The organism is Limnobacter sp. (genome assembly GCF_036846585.1).
Lineage (GTDB): Bacteria > Pseudomonadota > Gammaproteobacteria > Burkholderiales > Burkholderiaceae_B > Limnobacter.
Genome location: NZ_DAIUBR010000027.1, coordinates 15,279 through 32,138 on the forward strand (window position 1 = coordinate 15,279; position 16,860 = coordinate 32,138).

At 54.3% G+C, this 16,860-nt stretch carries 6 protein-coding genes; 3 read left to right on the forward strand and 3 right to left on the reverse strand.

Translation table 11 applies throughout. The features are described 5' to 3' along the window. Positions 1-2 precede the first annotated feature (2 nt). The 3 genes from V7028_RS11935 to V7028_RS11945 are packed head-to-tail and all read left to right on the forward strand — an operon-like array spanning position 3 to position 9,122. Positions 3-5,360: a two-partner secretion domain-containing protein gene (locus V7028_RS11935; RefSeq protein ID WP_334120308.1), complete on the forward strand. Its 5,358-nt coding sequence runs from the start codon at positions 3-5 to the stop codon at positions 5,358-5,360. An 11-nt stretch (positions 5,361-5,371) separates the two neighbouring features. Continuing rightward, the gene (locus tag V7028_RS11940; protein WP_334120309.1) at positions 5,372-6,844 is read left to right on the forward strand and encodes a FecR family protein; all 1,473 of its coding nucleotides are present in this window, start codon (positions 5,372-5,374) and stop codon (positions 6,842-6,844) included. 13 nt (positions 6,845-6,857) lie between these two features. After that, positions 6,858-9,122, forward strand: coding sequence for a CHASE2 domain-containing protein (locus V7028_RS11945; protein ID WP_334120310.1), 2,265 nt, complete (start codon positions 6,858-6,860; stop codon positions 9,120-9,122). Here the strand turns inward: V7028_RS11945 and V7028_RS11950 are convergent, their stop codons facing one another. The 3 genes from V7028_RS11950 to V7028_RS11960 are packed head-to-tail and all read right to left on the reverse strand — an operon-like array spanning position 9,123 to position 16,847. Further along, positions 9,123-11,585, reverse strand: coding sequence for a cyclic nucleotide-binding domain-containing protein (locus V7028_RS11950; RefSeq protein ID WP_334120311.1), 2,463 nt, complete (start codon positions 11,583-11,585; stop codon positions 9,123-9,125). 3 nt (positions 11,586-11,588) lie between these two features. Further along, positions 11,589-12,944: a multiheme c-type cytochrome gene (locus V7028_RS11955; protein WP_334120312.1), complete on the reverse strand. Its 1,356-nt coding sequence runs from the start codon at positions 12,942-12,944 to the stop codon at positions 11,589-11,591. Positions 12,945-12,947: 3 nt separating this feature from the next. Then, positions 12,948-16,847, reverse strand: coding sequence for a hypothetical protein (locus V7028_RS11960; RefSeq protein ID WP_334120313.1), 3,900 nt, complete (start codon positions 16,845-16,847; stop codon positions 12,948-12,950). Positions 16,848-16,860 lie beyond the last annotated feature (13 nt).

Sequence of the window (16,860 nt, forward strand, 5' to 3'; positions counted from 1 at the left end):
CCATGAAATCCAATCGTCTTTCAAACGCAGCATCTGGCACCCGGTCACGCTCCCGAACAACCATCCAGTTTCGACGCAAGGCAGTGGCCTTCGGTGTGGCCATGGCAATTGCCAGCCCTGGTTATGCCAACCCCACAGGCATGTCGGTGGCAGCCGGGCAAGCCACCGCGCAAACCATTGGCAACCTGATGCAGATCACGAATACACCCGGTGCCATTCTGAATTGGCAACAGTTCAATATTGATGCAGGGCAAACCACACAATTCATTCAGCAACATGCAGCAAGCCAGGTATTCAACCGGGTTACCGGTGGCGAGGTGTCGCAAATTCTGGGCAACCTGCAAAGCAACGGGCAAGTCTTTTTGATCAACCCGGCCGGTGTGTTTTTCGGTCAAGGTGCGGTAATTGACACCGCCGGTTTTCTGGCCAGTACCCTGGCTGCTTCTGACATCGATTTGTTGAATGGCCACCTGCGTTTCAGCGATGCGAACGGCACTGCGGGTGGCATTGTGAACCAAGGCACATTGACCACGCATTCCGGTGGCTCCATTGTGTTGCTGGCCCCCAGTATCGAAAACAGCGGCATTATTCATGCCGACGGCGAAGTGCTGTTGGCTGCTGGCCACAGCGTCACCATTGTTGACATGAAGCACCCCACAATTGGTTTGTCTGTGACCGTGAAAGACGGTGACAAAGCAGTGAACCTTGGCAAGATCATCAGCAAAAATGCATCCCTGTTTTCGCATTTGGTGAAAAACAGTGGTGTGGTTGAAGCCACTGGCGCACAACTGGACCAGGGCGGCGTAATCCGCTTCATTGCACAGGGCGATGCATTGGTGGGCGGCCAGGTGTTGGCTGAAAGCGAAAGTGGTACAGGTGGCGAAATTGACATCACCGGCCAACGTGTTGCTGTGCTGGACGGCGCACGTATTTCAGCAGATGGCGCGGCTGGCGGTGGTACCGTTCACATAGGTGGTGGCTGGCAGGGGCAGGACGAAACACTGGCCAATGCGCAGCAAACCGTGGTGCAGGCGAACACGCATATTTCGGCCAATGCCGCAGCCAATGGTGACGGCGGCGAAGTGGTGGTGTGGGCCGATGGGCTTACGGTGGTTGATTCGGAAGTACAGGCCAAAGGCGGTTCGCTGGGTGGCAATGGTGGCCGGGTTGAAACATCTGGCAAAGAAAGCCTGGCGGTGAATGTGGCAGCCAACACGTCTGCACCCAATGGTGAAGCGGGGCAGTGGTTGATCGACCCTGCGAATTTGACGATTGTGGATCAAATTCCCGAAGGTGGTTTCAACCTGGAAAACAGTTCGCAAAGCCCGTTTTTTTCCACCAACGACATCTCGTCGACGTTCTCCCCCACGGAATCGTATTTGCTCGCAAGCACGGTGGTTTCAGGCCTGGAGAACAATGCTTTCGTGCAAATTCATACAACCGGCAATCAGCCTGGTGACGGCAATTTGACCTTTTCTGCACCGGTGTTGATTGATCAGAATCTGTCGTCCCTTACTGGCGTTACGCCAGAACTTTTTCTACAAGCCAAAGGCGAAATCAATATTGATGCAGCCATAGGTCTGCAGCCAGGCCAAACGACATTCGACGGTTTTAATTTGTTCATCAGCTACGACATTGCAAAACCAGTGTATGTGGATGCGCCTTTGTATTTGGGAAATTCCGGCAGTTTGATTTTGGCACCTTATGAAGCGGTTGGTGGCAGTGTGTTGCCGACCAACACGACAGGGCAATTACCGCTTGATGGCGTCAATCTGCTTTCAGGCATGAATGACACTGGAACAAGTGGGCCCTTGGTGTTGAATCGAATTATCGTAAGCAGTGCGGTGGCACTGGATCCTTCGACCGAGGCCACGCTGTTCGTCGGGCCAGACAAACCAGTGAAATTGAATGTACTGGGTGCCAACCTGGAAATCAAGGAAATCAATGCATTCGGAGGCACGTCCATCCCGGAAACAGACATTCGCGTAGGTGTTGACGATGTTGGTTTGCCCGCACCCGTCCAAGGGAACTTGTCTTACAGCCTCTTGAGCGCACGTTCATTGACCGTGGATTCTGGCAGCACAGTGTCAACCTTCTCCACCACGGGTCTGGACCAGAACCAGCAGCCTGTGGAGCTTTCGTCTTCGAGCTTTCTGGATCGGCTTGATACAGCAGGAACCATCAACTTCAATGGTGGATTTGCGAATATTTTCGAACTGAATGCCAATTCAGGCAGCATCAATTTTGGTGTCAGCACCGGGTCAGCCTCTTCCGGGTTTTTCCTGGTTCAGAATCTGACAGCCGGGTCGGCAAGTACCATGAACCTTGTTGGTGCCGGCATGCAATATGGACAGGCCACGCTGGATGGCACGTTCAATGTGGTGACCAATTCATTCGGTGGCAGCGCGTTTCTGGATGGCGTTGACACGAATCTGAATGGCAGCATGAATATCGGGTCTGGTTTCAACAATGTGAATTTGCAATCGCTGGGCATGGGTTCGGCTTCCCAAATCCGGATTGGCTCTTCTGCCTATCTTGGTTTGGGCCGTGCATTCGTTTCTTCTACAGGTAGTGTTCCGATTGCGCCCAAGCAAACCGGTGCTTACATTTCAAGCACCAATGGGCAGTTCGTTGCGCAGCAGGGCGCGCGCATCATCATGGATGGCTCAACATCATCCGAAGAAGTCTTTTTGCAGCCCGCCCGGTTCACCGAAAGCGTGTCAATTTCAGGCGGCGGTGGCGCGATACTGGATATTACCGGGCTGGATGGCAGGCTTGATGCCCCTGTCATTGTTGAGTCCAATGGTTATTTCAACTCGATTGAAACCGGTTCATCAAACACAAGCTTCAATTCGGAAGTGGTAACCACCACGCCCATCAACACCATGGTAATTGCGGCAGCCGATATTCGTGTGAATGCGGGTGGCGATGGAAAAGCGTTGCGAATTGGCGGGTTTGATTTCTCTCAATCCTCATCGACTGGCTTTGAGTCTGTGGTTGACCTGGATTTCAATGGCACCTTGACGGTGAACAGCGGGCGCGTTCGGCTTGCAGGTGCCAATGTATCAACCACTGGCGGCACCTTGAATGTGGATGGTACCAATTCACTGATCGCCCTGTCAGGCAAGTTTACTTCCGCCGATTTGTACGGGGTAAACCGCAGCAACGGCGGTCGCCTTGCAGCAGAGGGTTTTTGGGACAACAGCGCAGTCAACGCAAGCAATGCAGCCACTGCCTCGCCTTTGGCCAAGGGCAATATCCTGATTGGCGACGACTTGGTTATTTCAGGTGGCCTGCTGTCCAGCGCGGACACCACCAATTCCCTGAACATTGTGTCAGATGGATTTCTTGAGTTGCGAAATACTGAAGTAAGCACCACCATCAACATGTCGCCAACCAGCGTTTTGTTGCTGGGCACGCAAGATGAAACCGGTGCGGCCATTGCCCCCGTGGTGTTGAACAATGCCAACATCAACATGGGTGGCGATTCATTCCTGTTGGTGGAATCTGATCCGGCAGGCGTGGCCAATCTGGACGGCACAGCCACCATCAGTTCCGGTAATCAGGGCAATTTGATCCTTGCGGCGCGGCGCGTGTTTGATCCGCTGAACGTATCGTCTGTTCCCGATGCAATGACCCTGAATGTGGGCAGTGGCATTCGCTTGAATGTCACCGGAAACTTGGCCAGCCTGCCCGCGGGCCTTGCGCTTTATTATTCGCAACTGGGCATTGCCACGCCGCCTGATCGTCCCGTCTTTTTGGTGGGCCAGGTAACACCCGAGGCAGTCGCAATTGCTGAATACGAAGACTACGATGGATTTTCAACGCCAATCACCACCGTGTTGACGGGCTTTGCTGATCCTTCCTTTGTAATTGACGGCACACCCGATCCTCTCACGCAGGGCAGCTTGATCTGTTCAGTGAATGATATTTGTGTGAAGTTTGATGTCACCCAAAATCTGACCTATTCAGGCATGGTGATGAGCACGCTGGGCGCACCCGAACCTACACTGGCCAACAGCGGTGTGGCGTTTGTGGCAGGCTCAGATTTAAGTGGTGTGCAGTTTGCAGTTCAAACACCGACCTCGATTGAATACATGTCGGGTGTGAACATTGTGACAGTGGCAGACTTGGTCAGTGGCAAGTCGCTTGTGAACGGGCCAACCTCCACAGTACGTTTTGGCAACAACCTGGGCAATGAAACCATTTCCAACAATGTGGAAAACAATGGCCTGTTTGAATTGCAGGGCAACTACATATTGAGCGGTTTGCTGACAGGCAACGGGACATTGAGCAACAGTGGCAACCTGGTTCTGGGCAATGGATCCGGCAGTTTGATTTCCAACTCAATCGTGAACAGTGGCAGCATCACCAATGCGGGTTCGTATACCCTCGCCAGTGTCATTTCCGGTGCAGGTACCTTCGCCAACAACGGCGTGATGAACCTTACGGGTTCAGGGTTGTTTGGCAACGCCATTTTGAACAGCGGCACGGGTGTGCTGAACTTCGCAGGCGGGTCAGGACAGAACATCCAGTTTGGTTCGGGTTTTGCCAACGCATCGAATGTATTCTTCAATGGTGGCGTGTTCGGGTTCAGCAATGGCTACAACCAGACCGCAGGCAATTTAATCGTTCAGCCGGGCACCACCCTGGCTGGAAACGTGAACATCAACGGCGGTGCCTTGCGCGGTTTTGCAACGGTCAACGGCAATGTGAATGCACAGGGTGGTCGAATTATTCCGGGCGCATCGCCTGGTCTGATGACCGTCAATGGCGATTTGAACCTTGATGCCAACAGTGTTATTGACATTGAGATTCAAAGCAATGGCGGTGTGAAGGGCGTTGACTTCGACTGCATTGTTGTCAATGGCATTGCCAACCTGGCGGGTCAATTGAATCTGATTGATATTTCTGGTGGCAACCTGGGCGCAGGCAATCAATATGCTTTCCTGGAAGCCAATTCCATCAACGGTGTTTTTGGTAGTGTGTCCAAACTGAACACGGGTTTGGGGTATTCGTTTACTGACCCTGTAGTCAACACCTTGGCCTCGATTCAGCAGTTGAGCACCAGCACGATTGCGCAAGCCAGTTCCGGCACCATCGGAACGGGCAGCACGGGCACCACCAGCACTTCAACTGTTAACCAGAATCTGGATCAGGCATTTACCCCGCCACCCAGCACAACCACCACAGAGCCCAGCACCACCAGTTCAAGCACGACAACACCCACCCAGGAAGAGGAAGCAGTGGAAGCGGCCAATCAAAGTACAGCGGGCACTACTGTTTCCCAGCAGTCCAGTGACATTGAACTTCAAAGCACGCAAAGTGATCCCCAACGCGCTTCGGCGGTGTGCAAATGAGAGCCGCCAACATGTACAACCCAATCTTTTGTATTCGTTCCTTGTTCGGTGTGTCGTTGATCGCACTTTCGCTGGGTTTGTGTAGCCCGGCTTGGGCGCAGAACGTTCAGGCCAAAGATCTGGTGCCGAATGTGGCCCAGGCTGCAGGTCAATCTGGCAAACCGTCGGTGGGCATGATCAAGGTGGTCACCGGTTTGGTGAACCTGCAAACCGCCGATGGCAAAAACAAGTTTGCCGGGGCTGGCACCAAGTTGAATGTGGGCGACATCATCAACACCCAGGCCAAAAGCACCACAGTGCTGGAATTTGTGGATACCACGCAAGTGGCTTTGCGCCCGAACACGCGCTTCGTGGTTGAAAATTACGAGTATCAACCCGAGCAACCCATTGCGGACAAGGCCGAGTTCAAGCTGGTCAAAGGCGGATTGCGCACCTTGACAGGTTTGATCGGCAAGCGGGGCAGTGCCGATGCATTTTCACTGAAAAGCGAAACTGCCACCATTGGTATTCGGGGTACCGACTTCACTGCGCGTTTGTGCAAAGGCGATGAGTGTGCACGTTTGGCCAAAGGCGAGTCTGACAAAGCCACAGTGACAAATACCTCCAATGCGGATGTTGCCGGACGGGTTTCCCAACTAACTGGTGAAACTTTTGCTGTGTCCCCGGAGGGCAAACGCCGACCCTTGCAAAAGGGTGCAGCCGTGTTTGCCGGTGACGCCGTTGATGTATCCGAAGGGGGGTTTGCTGTACTCAGCATGGCGGATTCCACCCGATTAACCTTGCCGGGCGGCAGCAGCATGCAATTGGCTGCTTACCGCTATGCCCCGGCTTCGCCGCAAACGTCAATCGCCTCGTTCAAGTTGCTGAAAGGTGCGGTGCGGGCGGTAACCGGCGCTATTGCGAAAGCCGAACCCAACAATGTGAAGTTTTTCACTGAAACTGCCACGGTAGGTATTCGGGGCACGGCGCTGGACGTGTCGTGTACATCCGCCTCAGGTGGTTTGGTGGTGTGTTCAGGTGCTTCAAGCCTGACAGTCGAGTTGCGCAATGGGCAGTTGATCGTGACATCTGGCGGTGTAAATTCCTTCATCAATGCGGGACAGTCTGCGATTATTCCTGCTGGCAGCGTGAACATCCAGGTGCTCAATTCCCTGCCGAATGTGCTGGGAAATGTCCCCAATTCAGGGCCTTTGCCTGAAAATACACCCGCTAACTTTGAATCGTTGTCGTCAACGCCAGTGCAGTCGCTTCAACAGGATGGTAGCTCTGATGAAAATTCGCAGCTTTTTGTGGCTGTGAATGACGGTGTCATTGTGATTTCGAATTCCAATCAAGATCCGCTTGAGGTGAATCGGGGTGAAGGTGCTTTTGTGCAAACGCTGAGTAACTTGCCGCCCCAATTGCTGACGGCGCCACCTGATGTCATTGTTGAAGACAACACCCTGGCATCGCCAGCGTTTACCGCGCCGCAATGTGCACAATGAGAATTGATCGGGTATGAAAATACTGTTCAAGTCGTGGCGACGTGTAGCAGGCAAGGCATTCCGAATTGGTGTGGGGTTCTCATTCACCGCGATTGCCTTGCTGCATGTGTTGGGTTTTGCGCCGTCGGACGTGGTCAAGCGTCTGGACTATCTGGTGTACGACGTGCGCTTGCGCGCAGAGGCACAGAAGCCCGAAATGGACCCCCGAATCGTCATTGTTGACATTGATGAAAAAAGCCTTGCTGAAGTGGGGCGCTGGCCTTGGTCCCGCGATGTGGTTGCCAACCTGGTTGTCGAGTTGACCGACAAACTGGGCGCAGCCGCAGTGGGTTTCGATATTGTGTTTGCCGAACCCCAGCAAAGTGATGCCCTGCAGGCGTTTGATTCGATTGTTCAAAGTAAACCCGGCCTGCAACGTGAGCTGCAAGGCCTGAAAGCCGAGATTGCCCAGCAATTTGACCGTGATGCCCAATTGGCGAAGGTGTTGGCTGAACGCCCTGTGGTGTTGGGTTATTACCTGAATCAGGATTCAACGGCCTTGTCGGGTGCTTTGCCACCTGCAATCTTCAAGAAAAGTCAACTTGGCACACTTGAACTGGACAGCACCAGTTGGCAAGGCTACGGCGGCAATATACCCGTATTGCAACGCAATGCGGAAGGTGGATATTTCAATCCCATGGTCGATGAAGATGGGACAGTGCGCTCTATCCCCCTGCTGGCTCAATTCAACGATGCCTACTACCAAAGCTTTGCGCTGGGCACCTTGCGGCGTGCGTTGGGAAATCCGCAGGTTATTCCGGTTTTTCCGGAAGGAGTCGGCGACGATTACGGCGCGGTGGAGTTGATTGCTTTGCGTTCTCCCGATGTAGAGCTGGACATCCCGGTTGAACGTGGCTTGTTGACCCGCGTTCATTTCAGGGCCAGGGGAGGTCCCAATGGTGGCGGGTACCGGTATGTTTCTGCATCCGATGTGTTGGCTGGTGTTCTCAAGCCGGAAGACATTGAAGGCCGAATTGTATTGATCGGTACCACTGCACCAGGCCTGCTTGATTTGCGAAGCACACCTGTGAACCCCGCTTACCCGGGTGTGGAGGTGCATGCCAACGTGATCAGTAGCATGCTGGACAGTGTTTTCAAGTTGCGCCCGGAATATTCCCAAGGCCTTCTGTTCATTACCGTGCTGGCGGTGGGTGTGGTGCTCAGTGTGATGATGCCCATTCTCAGCGCAATGTGGTCGTTGCTGGTGGCATTGGGTATTTTGGTGGCGAGTGTCGCCATCAATTCATTGCTGTATTTTCAAGCTGGGGTGGTGCTGCCAGTGGCGGTGGTGTTGCTGCTGGTGTTGGCCATTTTTGTGTTCGATGTGGCCTATGGTTACCTTGCTGAATCACGAAGCAAAAAGCAGATGGTGAATCTGTTTGGCGAGTACGTGGCACCAGAACTGGTGACTGAAATGGCTGCTGACCCAAAGCGTTATTCCATGGAAGGGGAAAGCAGGGAACTCACTGTGCTGTTCTCGGATGTTCGCGGGTTCACCACTATTTCCGAATCGTTACAGCCCAATGAGCTGCGTGAATACATCAATGAATACCTCACGGTGATGTCTGAAATTATTCGGGCACACCGCGGCACTTTGGACAAATACATCGGCGACGCCATCATGGCATTTTGGGGTGCACCCATTGCAGATGCCGAACATGCCGAACTGGCCAGCAAGGCGGCCATTGCCATGCAGGTAGAAGCGGTGAGCCTGAATGAGAAGTTTTTGGCCCGCAACTGGCCCAAACTGGCAATTGGCGTGGGTGTGAACACGGGTCAAATGCGCGTGGGTGATATGGGTTCGAAAATTCGCCGTGCGTACACGGTCATGGGCGATGCAGTGAACCTGGGTTCAAGGCTTGAAGGCATTACAAAAACCTACGGGGTTGGTGTGATTGTGGGCCCGCATACCAAAATGGCGGTATCTGGCATGTTGTTTCAAGAACTGGACGCGGTGAAAGTGAAAGGCAAGAACGAACCTGTGTCGATTTATGCGCCTTTGGGCGAGCGTGACAAGCTGGGTGAAAGCACTTTTGAATGCGTGGAAAAATGGCATGCCATGTTGAATGCGTTTCGTGCGCAAGATTGGGCTGCTGCCAAAGCTGCATTGAGCAGTTTGGAAACCAATGAAGTTGTGAACCCGACTTTGCGTGCACTGTATGAAAGCCGGATCGACTATTTTCAGGCCAATCCACCACCCGAAAATTGGGATGGCGTGACGCAGTTCGACACCAAATAATCAACTCAGTTGGCCTTGCCTGACCAAGTACTTCTCGGGTGAAATTCGAATGGCTGCACCTGTGGGGCATGCCCGTACGCAGGCTGGCCCGCCGTTGCTTCCGGCACACATGTCACATTTCACGGCTTTTTTAATGGCATTGGGATCGTAAGCGGCTTTGCGTTCACCGGGTTCATCGCCCAAACCAAACAGCAGCCAGGTCAACAAATTGCCTTTTTTTGGCGGTGCTTTCACCGCCATCTGAATAACACCATAAGGGCAGTTGCGCTCGCAGTTGCCGCAGCCAATACAGGAATCGGCAATCATCACTTCACCGTTTTCATTGCGTCGAATGGCATCCGGCGGGCAGTCTTTCATGCAGTGCGGATGTTCGCAATGGCGGCATGATGTGGGAATGTGGATGTTCTGGAAGGTGGGTCCGGCACTTCGGTCCAGGCGGGATGTGCCACCGTGGGTGTCCGCACACGCTGTTTCGCAGTTGTCACATTGCACACACAGGTTTTCATCGATGATCAGCGCATCGGTTGCTTCGCCCAGGCCCTCGTTCATCAGGAAGCGGATCAGGTCGCTGTCGCGGAAGGCCTCGTTTTCACGGAACACGTTGCTTTTCACGCGCTTGCTGGCCTGTGCCTGCAACACGGCTTTCCAATCGGAGTTGGCGGCCAAAACGCGCTGCACGGGCGCAACCGGCAGCACAAGGGCTTCTGTGAACACCGAGGCGGTGACCGTGGCTGAACGCGGATTGTTGTTCAGCAAGGCCATTTCACCCACGTAGTTACCCGCTGACACATACGACAACACCACGTCTTTGTCTTTGATCACTTTCGAGATGGCCACAGACCCACGCCGAATCAAATACAAACCATCGGCAGCATCGCCGTCTTTAAACAGGGCTTCGCCTTTGGCATAGCGGCGCACATCAATGCCATCGCTCAGCAGTTCATCAATGGCTGCATTGTCCAACGGTGGTGCCAGGTAGGTTGAAATGGCGCGGCGTACAAACGTTTCATCAATGGTTTTGCGCACGCTTTCCACGGATGCAATCAGTTTCAGCATGGCCTTGCGAGGGGTTTCAACCAGCACGCAATCTTCACCTGCTCGAATGGTGGCGGTACGGCGCCGGCCGCTGATCAATCCCATTTCACCAAAGTAGTTGCCCTTGGTCAGGTTGATGACCATGGGCTTGCCGTCTTTGCCCACAAGGTCAATGTCGACTGAGCCTTCAACAATCGAAAAGAAGGTGCTGGTGTAGTCATTTTTTCTGAAAATGATCTGCCCTTTCGAGGGTTTCAGCAAATCGGATTCCAGCATGAATTCGCGCAGCTGCAGTTTGGTAATGCCCGAGAAAATCGGCACATTGGCCAAAATCAAATCGAGTACTTCCGACACACTGCGATCGCCCAAGGGTTTGAACTTGGCCGCCAGCAAAGGTTCGTCGGCGGGCACCACGGGCAAGCCCATGATGGTGTCAACCACCTCATAGCCCTGGTTCATGGCCTGCTTGATGAGCGGGTATCCACCCAATGCGCCCACAATGAACAAGCCCGGTACATTGGACTCATAACTTTCAGACAGCGCGGGCACTGCACTGGGGTCGCTATTGGGAAACTGCACCCCAAAGCTTTCTACCAGTGTGCGTGGTGGGGTGGCCCCTAGGCGCGCAATAATGCGGTGCACAGGCATGGTTTGTTCACCATCTGCCCCCTTGAACACATAGTTCATGCAGGGTTCCCCGTCTTTCGCTTCCGCAATTTCCTCGATGCGAATGGTGCTGGTGTTGTAGAGGATTCTCAGGTCTTCATTGGTGTCAGCCGCCAGAATCTGGCTTAAGTTGCCTTCTTTACACCGTGCAAATTCTTCACGGCGATTCACCAGAAACACCTTGTTTTTGCGCATCAAACCCAAGGCATTTTCAATGGCGGCATCGCCTGCACCAATCACGATGATGGTTTCGTTTTGAAACTCGTCGGGGTCGCTCAGCGTGTATTGCACCGTGGGCAGGTCGTCGCCGTCACTGCCAATTTTTCGGATGTTGCCTTGCAGGCCAATGCCCAGAATTACGGTGCGAGCAGTGGTTTTGCTGCCGTCTTCACATTCCAGCTCGAAAGGCCCAACACCATCGTTCAACTTCTTGATGGTGGCCACTTTCTTTTTGTATTGAATGTTGACACCTTGATTGGTCAGCTGTTTGTCCCAGGTGCCCAGAATGTGCTCGCGCTTGCCGGCTTCAAACTGCATGCCGCTGCGAAGCGGCAAGAAGCCGGGTTCGGCCATCACATGTTTGCCTTTTTGGTACTTGTAAATGGTATCCGAGGCATGGTTTTCACCCTCAAACAATACATAGTTGCATCCAAGTGTTTGTGCGCGTGATGCAGCGGACAAACCCGCCGGGCCTGAACCCACGATGGCAATGTCAAGTTCAGCCTGCACATCGGCGAACATGGGTTTGAGATTATTTTGCATTGTTTAACCTCCCACCGCGGCTTTCAAGGCCAGCAGTTCGGATTGGAATGCTTCACGGTTGTAGGCTTCGTCGTTGCCGAGCAATTTCAGCAAACGGTCCATTTTTGAATTCACGGTTTGCGCAATGCGGGAATTTCCCTTGCGGGCCAAACCATTGGCCACACTGCTGAGCGACATGTAGGCTTGTTCAGCACCCGCAAAATCTGCGTACTGGTTGCTGGCGGCCATGTTCACCAGGTCTTTCAGTATCTTTTCCAACACCTGTTCATTGAAGGGCACCGTGGCCACCACTTTGCGTACAGTATTCAGTTGTGCGTGCAGAACATTTGCTGCGCGTTCAACCTCGGTCATATTGGTAACTGGCGAGGTGCTGGCAATGTGCAACTGGTTGACCAGTTTGGCAATATCGTTGCTGTGTTGTGGTGCCGCCGCGCGAACAATGGCCTGAACCATGATGAGGCTGGAATTGTTGATGCGGGCCTGCCCGGGGCTGCGGGCCAGGTCTTTGGACCAGTCTTGTTTGCTCATGGGCGAATGGCAGGCATGGCAGTCGAACATCATGAGTTCGGGCATGATGCCCTGGCGATTTCGCTTGGGGTTGGCAATCAATTCCAGCAAATTGGCACTGCTGGCAAATTGGCCCATGGCCCAAATTTTTCCAGCATCGTAGGAACCCTTTCGTTGTACCCAGTCCTCGTCAATTCTGTAATGCGGCGGTTCAAGCGCCATGAAGGTTTCCACTTCAATGGAAATGCGCGGGTGGCCTGCGCCCATAATCTGGTGGGTAATGGGGCGGCTTGAATCACCCACGTGGCAACTGGTGCACAGCTTGGCTGCGGCGTAGGGATCGTTGGTGGGGTACAGGCCGTTTTCAATGTTTTTCGCGTGGCTGGCTTTTGGTTCCACGTGCGTTTTAATCCATTTCTCGGCCGGGCCGTGGCAGGCTTCGCAATTGATACCATCGCTTTTGTCAAAGCGTGGGCCTTGTTTGCTGGCGGGCACATTGTGGCTGTGGCAATCCAGGCAAACCTTCGCTTCATGTGCGGGCTGTGCAAGCCCCAGGTTTTTCGCAATGCGTTGCGATTGCGCATTCTTCAGTACTGCATACGCTTGCGTGTGCGGGTCTTCACGCAGCCAAGTGGAGTATTCGTTTTGCAAAACTGGTGTGGCGGTGCGTTCGGCAATGCTGCCGTGGCAGGTGCTGCTGGCGCAGTTCACGGTGCCCACCGATTGATGGGCTGAATGGTGCGGCATGGTTTGTGCCAGGCCTGCCGTGGGCATTGCCAGCAAGCCAAGCACGGCTGGTAACAAGGTTACTAACAGGCGATTGCAGATTTGGTTTAAGGCATTTGCTTTCATGGCTTAATCCTTTCTGAAAGCCACTGAATTCACTTTGGGCTTGGGCAAGTAATTTTCCTTTTCAACCTTGTCGGTCACTGTCCACAAACGGCCATCCGGGCGCAGGTAAAACGCTTCCATTTCCTTGCGGGTGAATGGGCGTGAACCAATACGGCCAAACACGGCAATCTGCCCACCTGTTTCATCCACCGCGCGGTCCCGGTCCAAACCTTTCGATACTGACAATGCCGGGCTTGGCGTTTTGCGCCATGCAATCAATTCAGGCATGGGCGCGGGCGAAAAGCCATAGAACTTTGGTTGCGTGTCCGGCGATGTTAATTGCAACACTTTCAAGCCGTTCACGCCGTCGGCCACATAGGCAAACAACGATGCGTTGGTAGACCCCACCACCACATCATGCGCGTCATTCAGTTGGCCGTCAGCAGTAAATTGCTGGTACACCACAGGGGTACGCGGGCGCTCGATATCAACAATCACCAGGCCCTGTTTTTTCGCAGCCACGTAGGCATAGGTGCGGGCCAGATAAACCCGTTGCGCATCCGCCATGGGCACCACCGCACCGGTGTGTTCAGGCTTCTCTGGGTGCGTAATGTCAATCACTTCCAGCCCTTTGGCAGTGCTGGCAAACAGGTAGCGGAATTGCACCGCTGTGGCGCGTGCATCCTGCAGGGGCAGGGTGGTGATGTGGCGAGGTTTAAGCGGGTTGTTGATGTCGACAAACACCAGCCCTTTGGGCGTGGTGATGTAGGCGTAGTGCCCGCCCAAGGTAATGTGGCTTGCGCCATTCAACACACCGTTTTCATTCCAGGTGGCTGCGCGCTCAAAGAAGTTGTTGCGGGGTTCACCATCGGCCAGTGTGTTCACATTCACTGCAATCAAGCCTTCCTCACTGTCGGTGACGAATGCGTAGTTGTAGATGGGGTGGAAGGGCTGTTCCATGTTGGTGATGCGCATCAAATCGCCCTGGTTGCGGTCGGGATTGATGTTCTGGTTGGTGGGCAGCGCCATGCAGGTGGCGTTTTTGCTGGCCACATGGGTGTCCTGGCCCAGTGGGCTGAACGGTGAGGTGATAACCCGCTGACCAAAGCCCTTGTTGGCCACGCTGGCAGCATCATAGGCGCGGAAGCCACCTTTGCCTTCGGCCACAAACACATATTCACCACGCAGCTGAATGCAACTGGCCTGGCCCTTGGTGGGGTGGTCCATGAGTGCAGGCACCACGGTGTCGGCCAGTTCACGGTTGCGGTTCAAATGGTTTTGGTAATAATCGGGGTAGGCGTACTTGTGCAGGTAACTGCCGATTACCGCTTGCGGTTCATCCCATTCAGTCACGGTGACTGCGGCGATGTGTTCACTGCCACCCAGCCATGCATTGAAGCCGATGAAGTTCACGAAGTTGGTGCCTTGCAACAGCAGTTGCGCCATGATGGCGTTGTTGTCATCCTCGCGTGACAAGTGGCAATCGCTGCAGGTTTTGGTTTCTTCCTTGCGCTCGGTGTGCGGGTAGTGCGGTGCAAAGGCCTGCGAAGAAAAACCACTGGCCGCAATGGGCGGTTGTTGAATGTATATGCGCTCGCGGTTCGCGTTCATCGATGAAAGAATCAAGGCCGAGCTTGAACGAATTGGTGCAATCCGGTTGCCTTTCACCGGGCCGTGTACGCCCAGCTGGAACATGTCGTCGCGTGCCACTTGCGGGTTGTAGGTGGCGTAGTTGCGGGTTTCTCCGCCCTCATAGTGCAGGCGTTCGGTTTTCCAGTTGGCCTGAATGGGCAAGTGACAACCCGCGCAGCTGGTGGTCCAACTGAGGTGGCAGGTGAAGCAGGTCATTTTGTCGTTGTCGTGCGCCAGTTCTTTCACGCCAGGGCCCCATTTGCCATCTTGCCCTTCAGCGCCCGCGCCCATCAGTTTGGCGCGTGCCGCTTTGGCGTTGTACTGCGGGTGTGCCGGGTTCATATTGTCTTTCACCAGGCTCATTTCCCATTCTTTGCCAGGGTCAAGCGCAGCGCGTTGGTACAGTTTTCCGTCTCGCCATTCAAAACGCTTGCGGCCATCCTGAGTTCTTAGCTGGGTCAGGTCGGTGCCGCCGGGGGGCGATGCGGGGCCGCTGGTGCGGAGCGTTGGGTACTTGGTCGCAGTGCCATGGCAGTCGGCACAATCCACTTCAACTGCGGCAGCCACTTCACCGTAAATATGGCCATTGCCGTGCATATCTTGAGCGAAATGGCAGTCCACGCAGTGCATGCCCACGTCGAGGTGAATGGAACTCAGGTGTACAGCCTTGTCGAATTTCTTGGGATCGTCGTCAGAAACCGTGTTGCCCTCAGCATCCAGCAAGGCCCCCTTGCGGTTGCGTTTGAAGACGGCGCGGAAGTTCCAGCCGTGGCCGTGATAGTCGGCAAACTGGGTGTCTTTCAGTTTGCTGTTCAGGGTAGATACATTTTTAAGGAATTCCGGGTCGCTCCACTTGCCGCGCACCGCAGCTTCTTCCGGGTTGCGGTCCAGAATTTCTCGCATTTCCGAATCGCTGGGGTAGCGTTGCTTTTCCGGCCACATGTGTGGGGCATCGCTTTCGTAGTCCCACATGATGTAGCCGTAATAGCTGTTCACAAACACGTTGGGCTGGTGCATGTGGCACACCATGCACTGCGAACTGGGAATGGCGCGGGTAAATTCATGCTTTACCGGGTGGCCACTTTCATTTTTTGCAATGGTGGGGTCGATGGTTTGTGTGGTGCCATCGTGACCAAACCTGGCGTAGGGGCCTGCGTGCTTGGGATCGCGGTCATTCGTGTAAATGGTGTGGCAACCCGTGCAACCGGATGAGCGGTAGTCGCCGGGTTGTTCGCTGGTGCCCAAAAACCAAAGGTGGGGGTCGTTCAGGCGGGTTTTGGTCACGTTGATAAGCGGCACCGCAATACGCTGGCCTGTGCCGGGGCCACGGTTGGATTGCTTGATGTCGGGGCGGCCAGGTTCATCCAGTCGTTGAATTTGGCCCAGCACGTTGGGCAAACCCACTTCGGGGAATATGCTATTGATCACTTTCCCGCCGCGTTCAAACACGCGGAATATGTCGCCGGGTGGGGTGGTTTCCCAGGCAGGTAAGGGTGCGAGTTCATTCAATATGCCTTTGTGCGCAAACAGTTCACTGTTCGCTTCCACCGGGTTTTTCAGCAGGCCGGGTTTGCCGTCTTGCGTGTAGGCTTCGCCCAGAATGTAGCGTTTGTAAGGCAATATGCCGTTGTTGTACGAAGCACCACCCCACAGCATGGCCGATGTACTCATCAGGCTGCGTTCCTGCGCCTGAATGATGGGCAAGTGGCAAGAACCGCAGGCTTCGCGCGCCACGCGCAAATCACCAGGGTTGATGAAGCGAATGTAGGCAGGGTGTTCCTTGTTCAGCTTGGCATACGAACGTTTCGGGTTGGCTGATGACGGGTAGTTCCAGAACTTTTCATTGCGGGGCGCTATGTGTGCTTTGTCCAGCGCAGCGCGATATTCCGGTGCAAAACCTTTTTCACGTGCTGCACGTGTGTGGTCGTAAGCCAGTGTGCCCTGTTTTTGTTCGGGGCCATTCCATTTCACGGTGGCATCACCACCGTGGCAATCGGTACAACCCAGTACCACGCCGGGGTTGGCGTGCATGGTGTGTTGGTCGGTTTGCGTGTGGCAGCTCATGCAGCCTTCGGTTTTTGCAAAGGCCTGTTGCGCGGTTTGGCGTTCCGGTGCATTGGGCGCCATGGTATAACTTTTTTCGGACAGCTTTTCACTGGCGGCGAATGCCGCACCGCTTGTACCCAAGGCAGAAACGGCTGCCGCTGCGAAACCCAACGCAAACAGCCAACCCTGCCAGCGATTGTTGCTGGCGGGCTGTGTTCGAACGGCAATTGCGTTATTCAAATTCATCAACAAACAACCT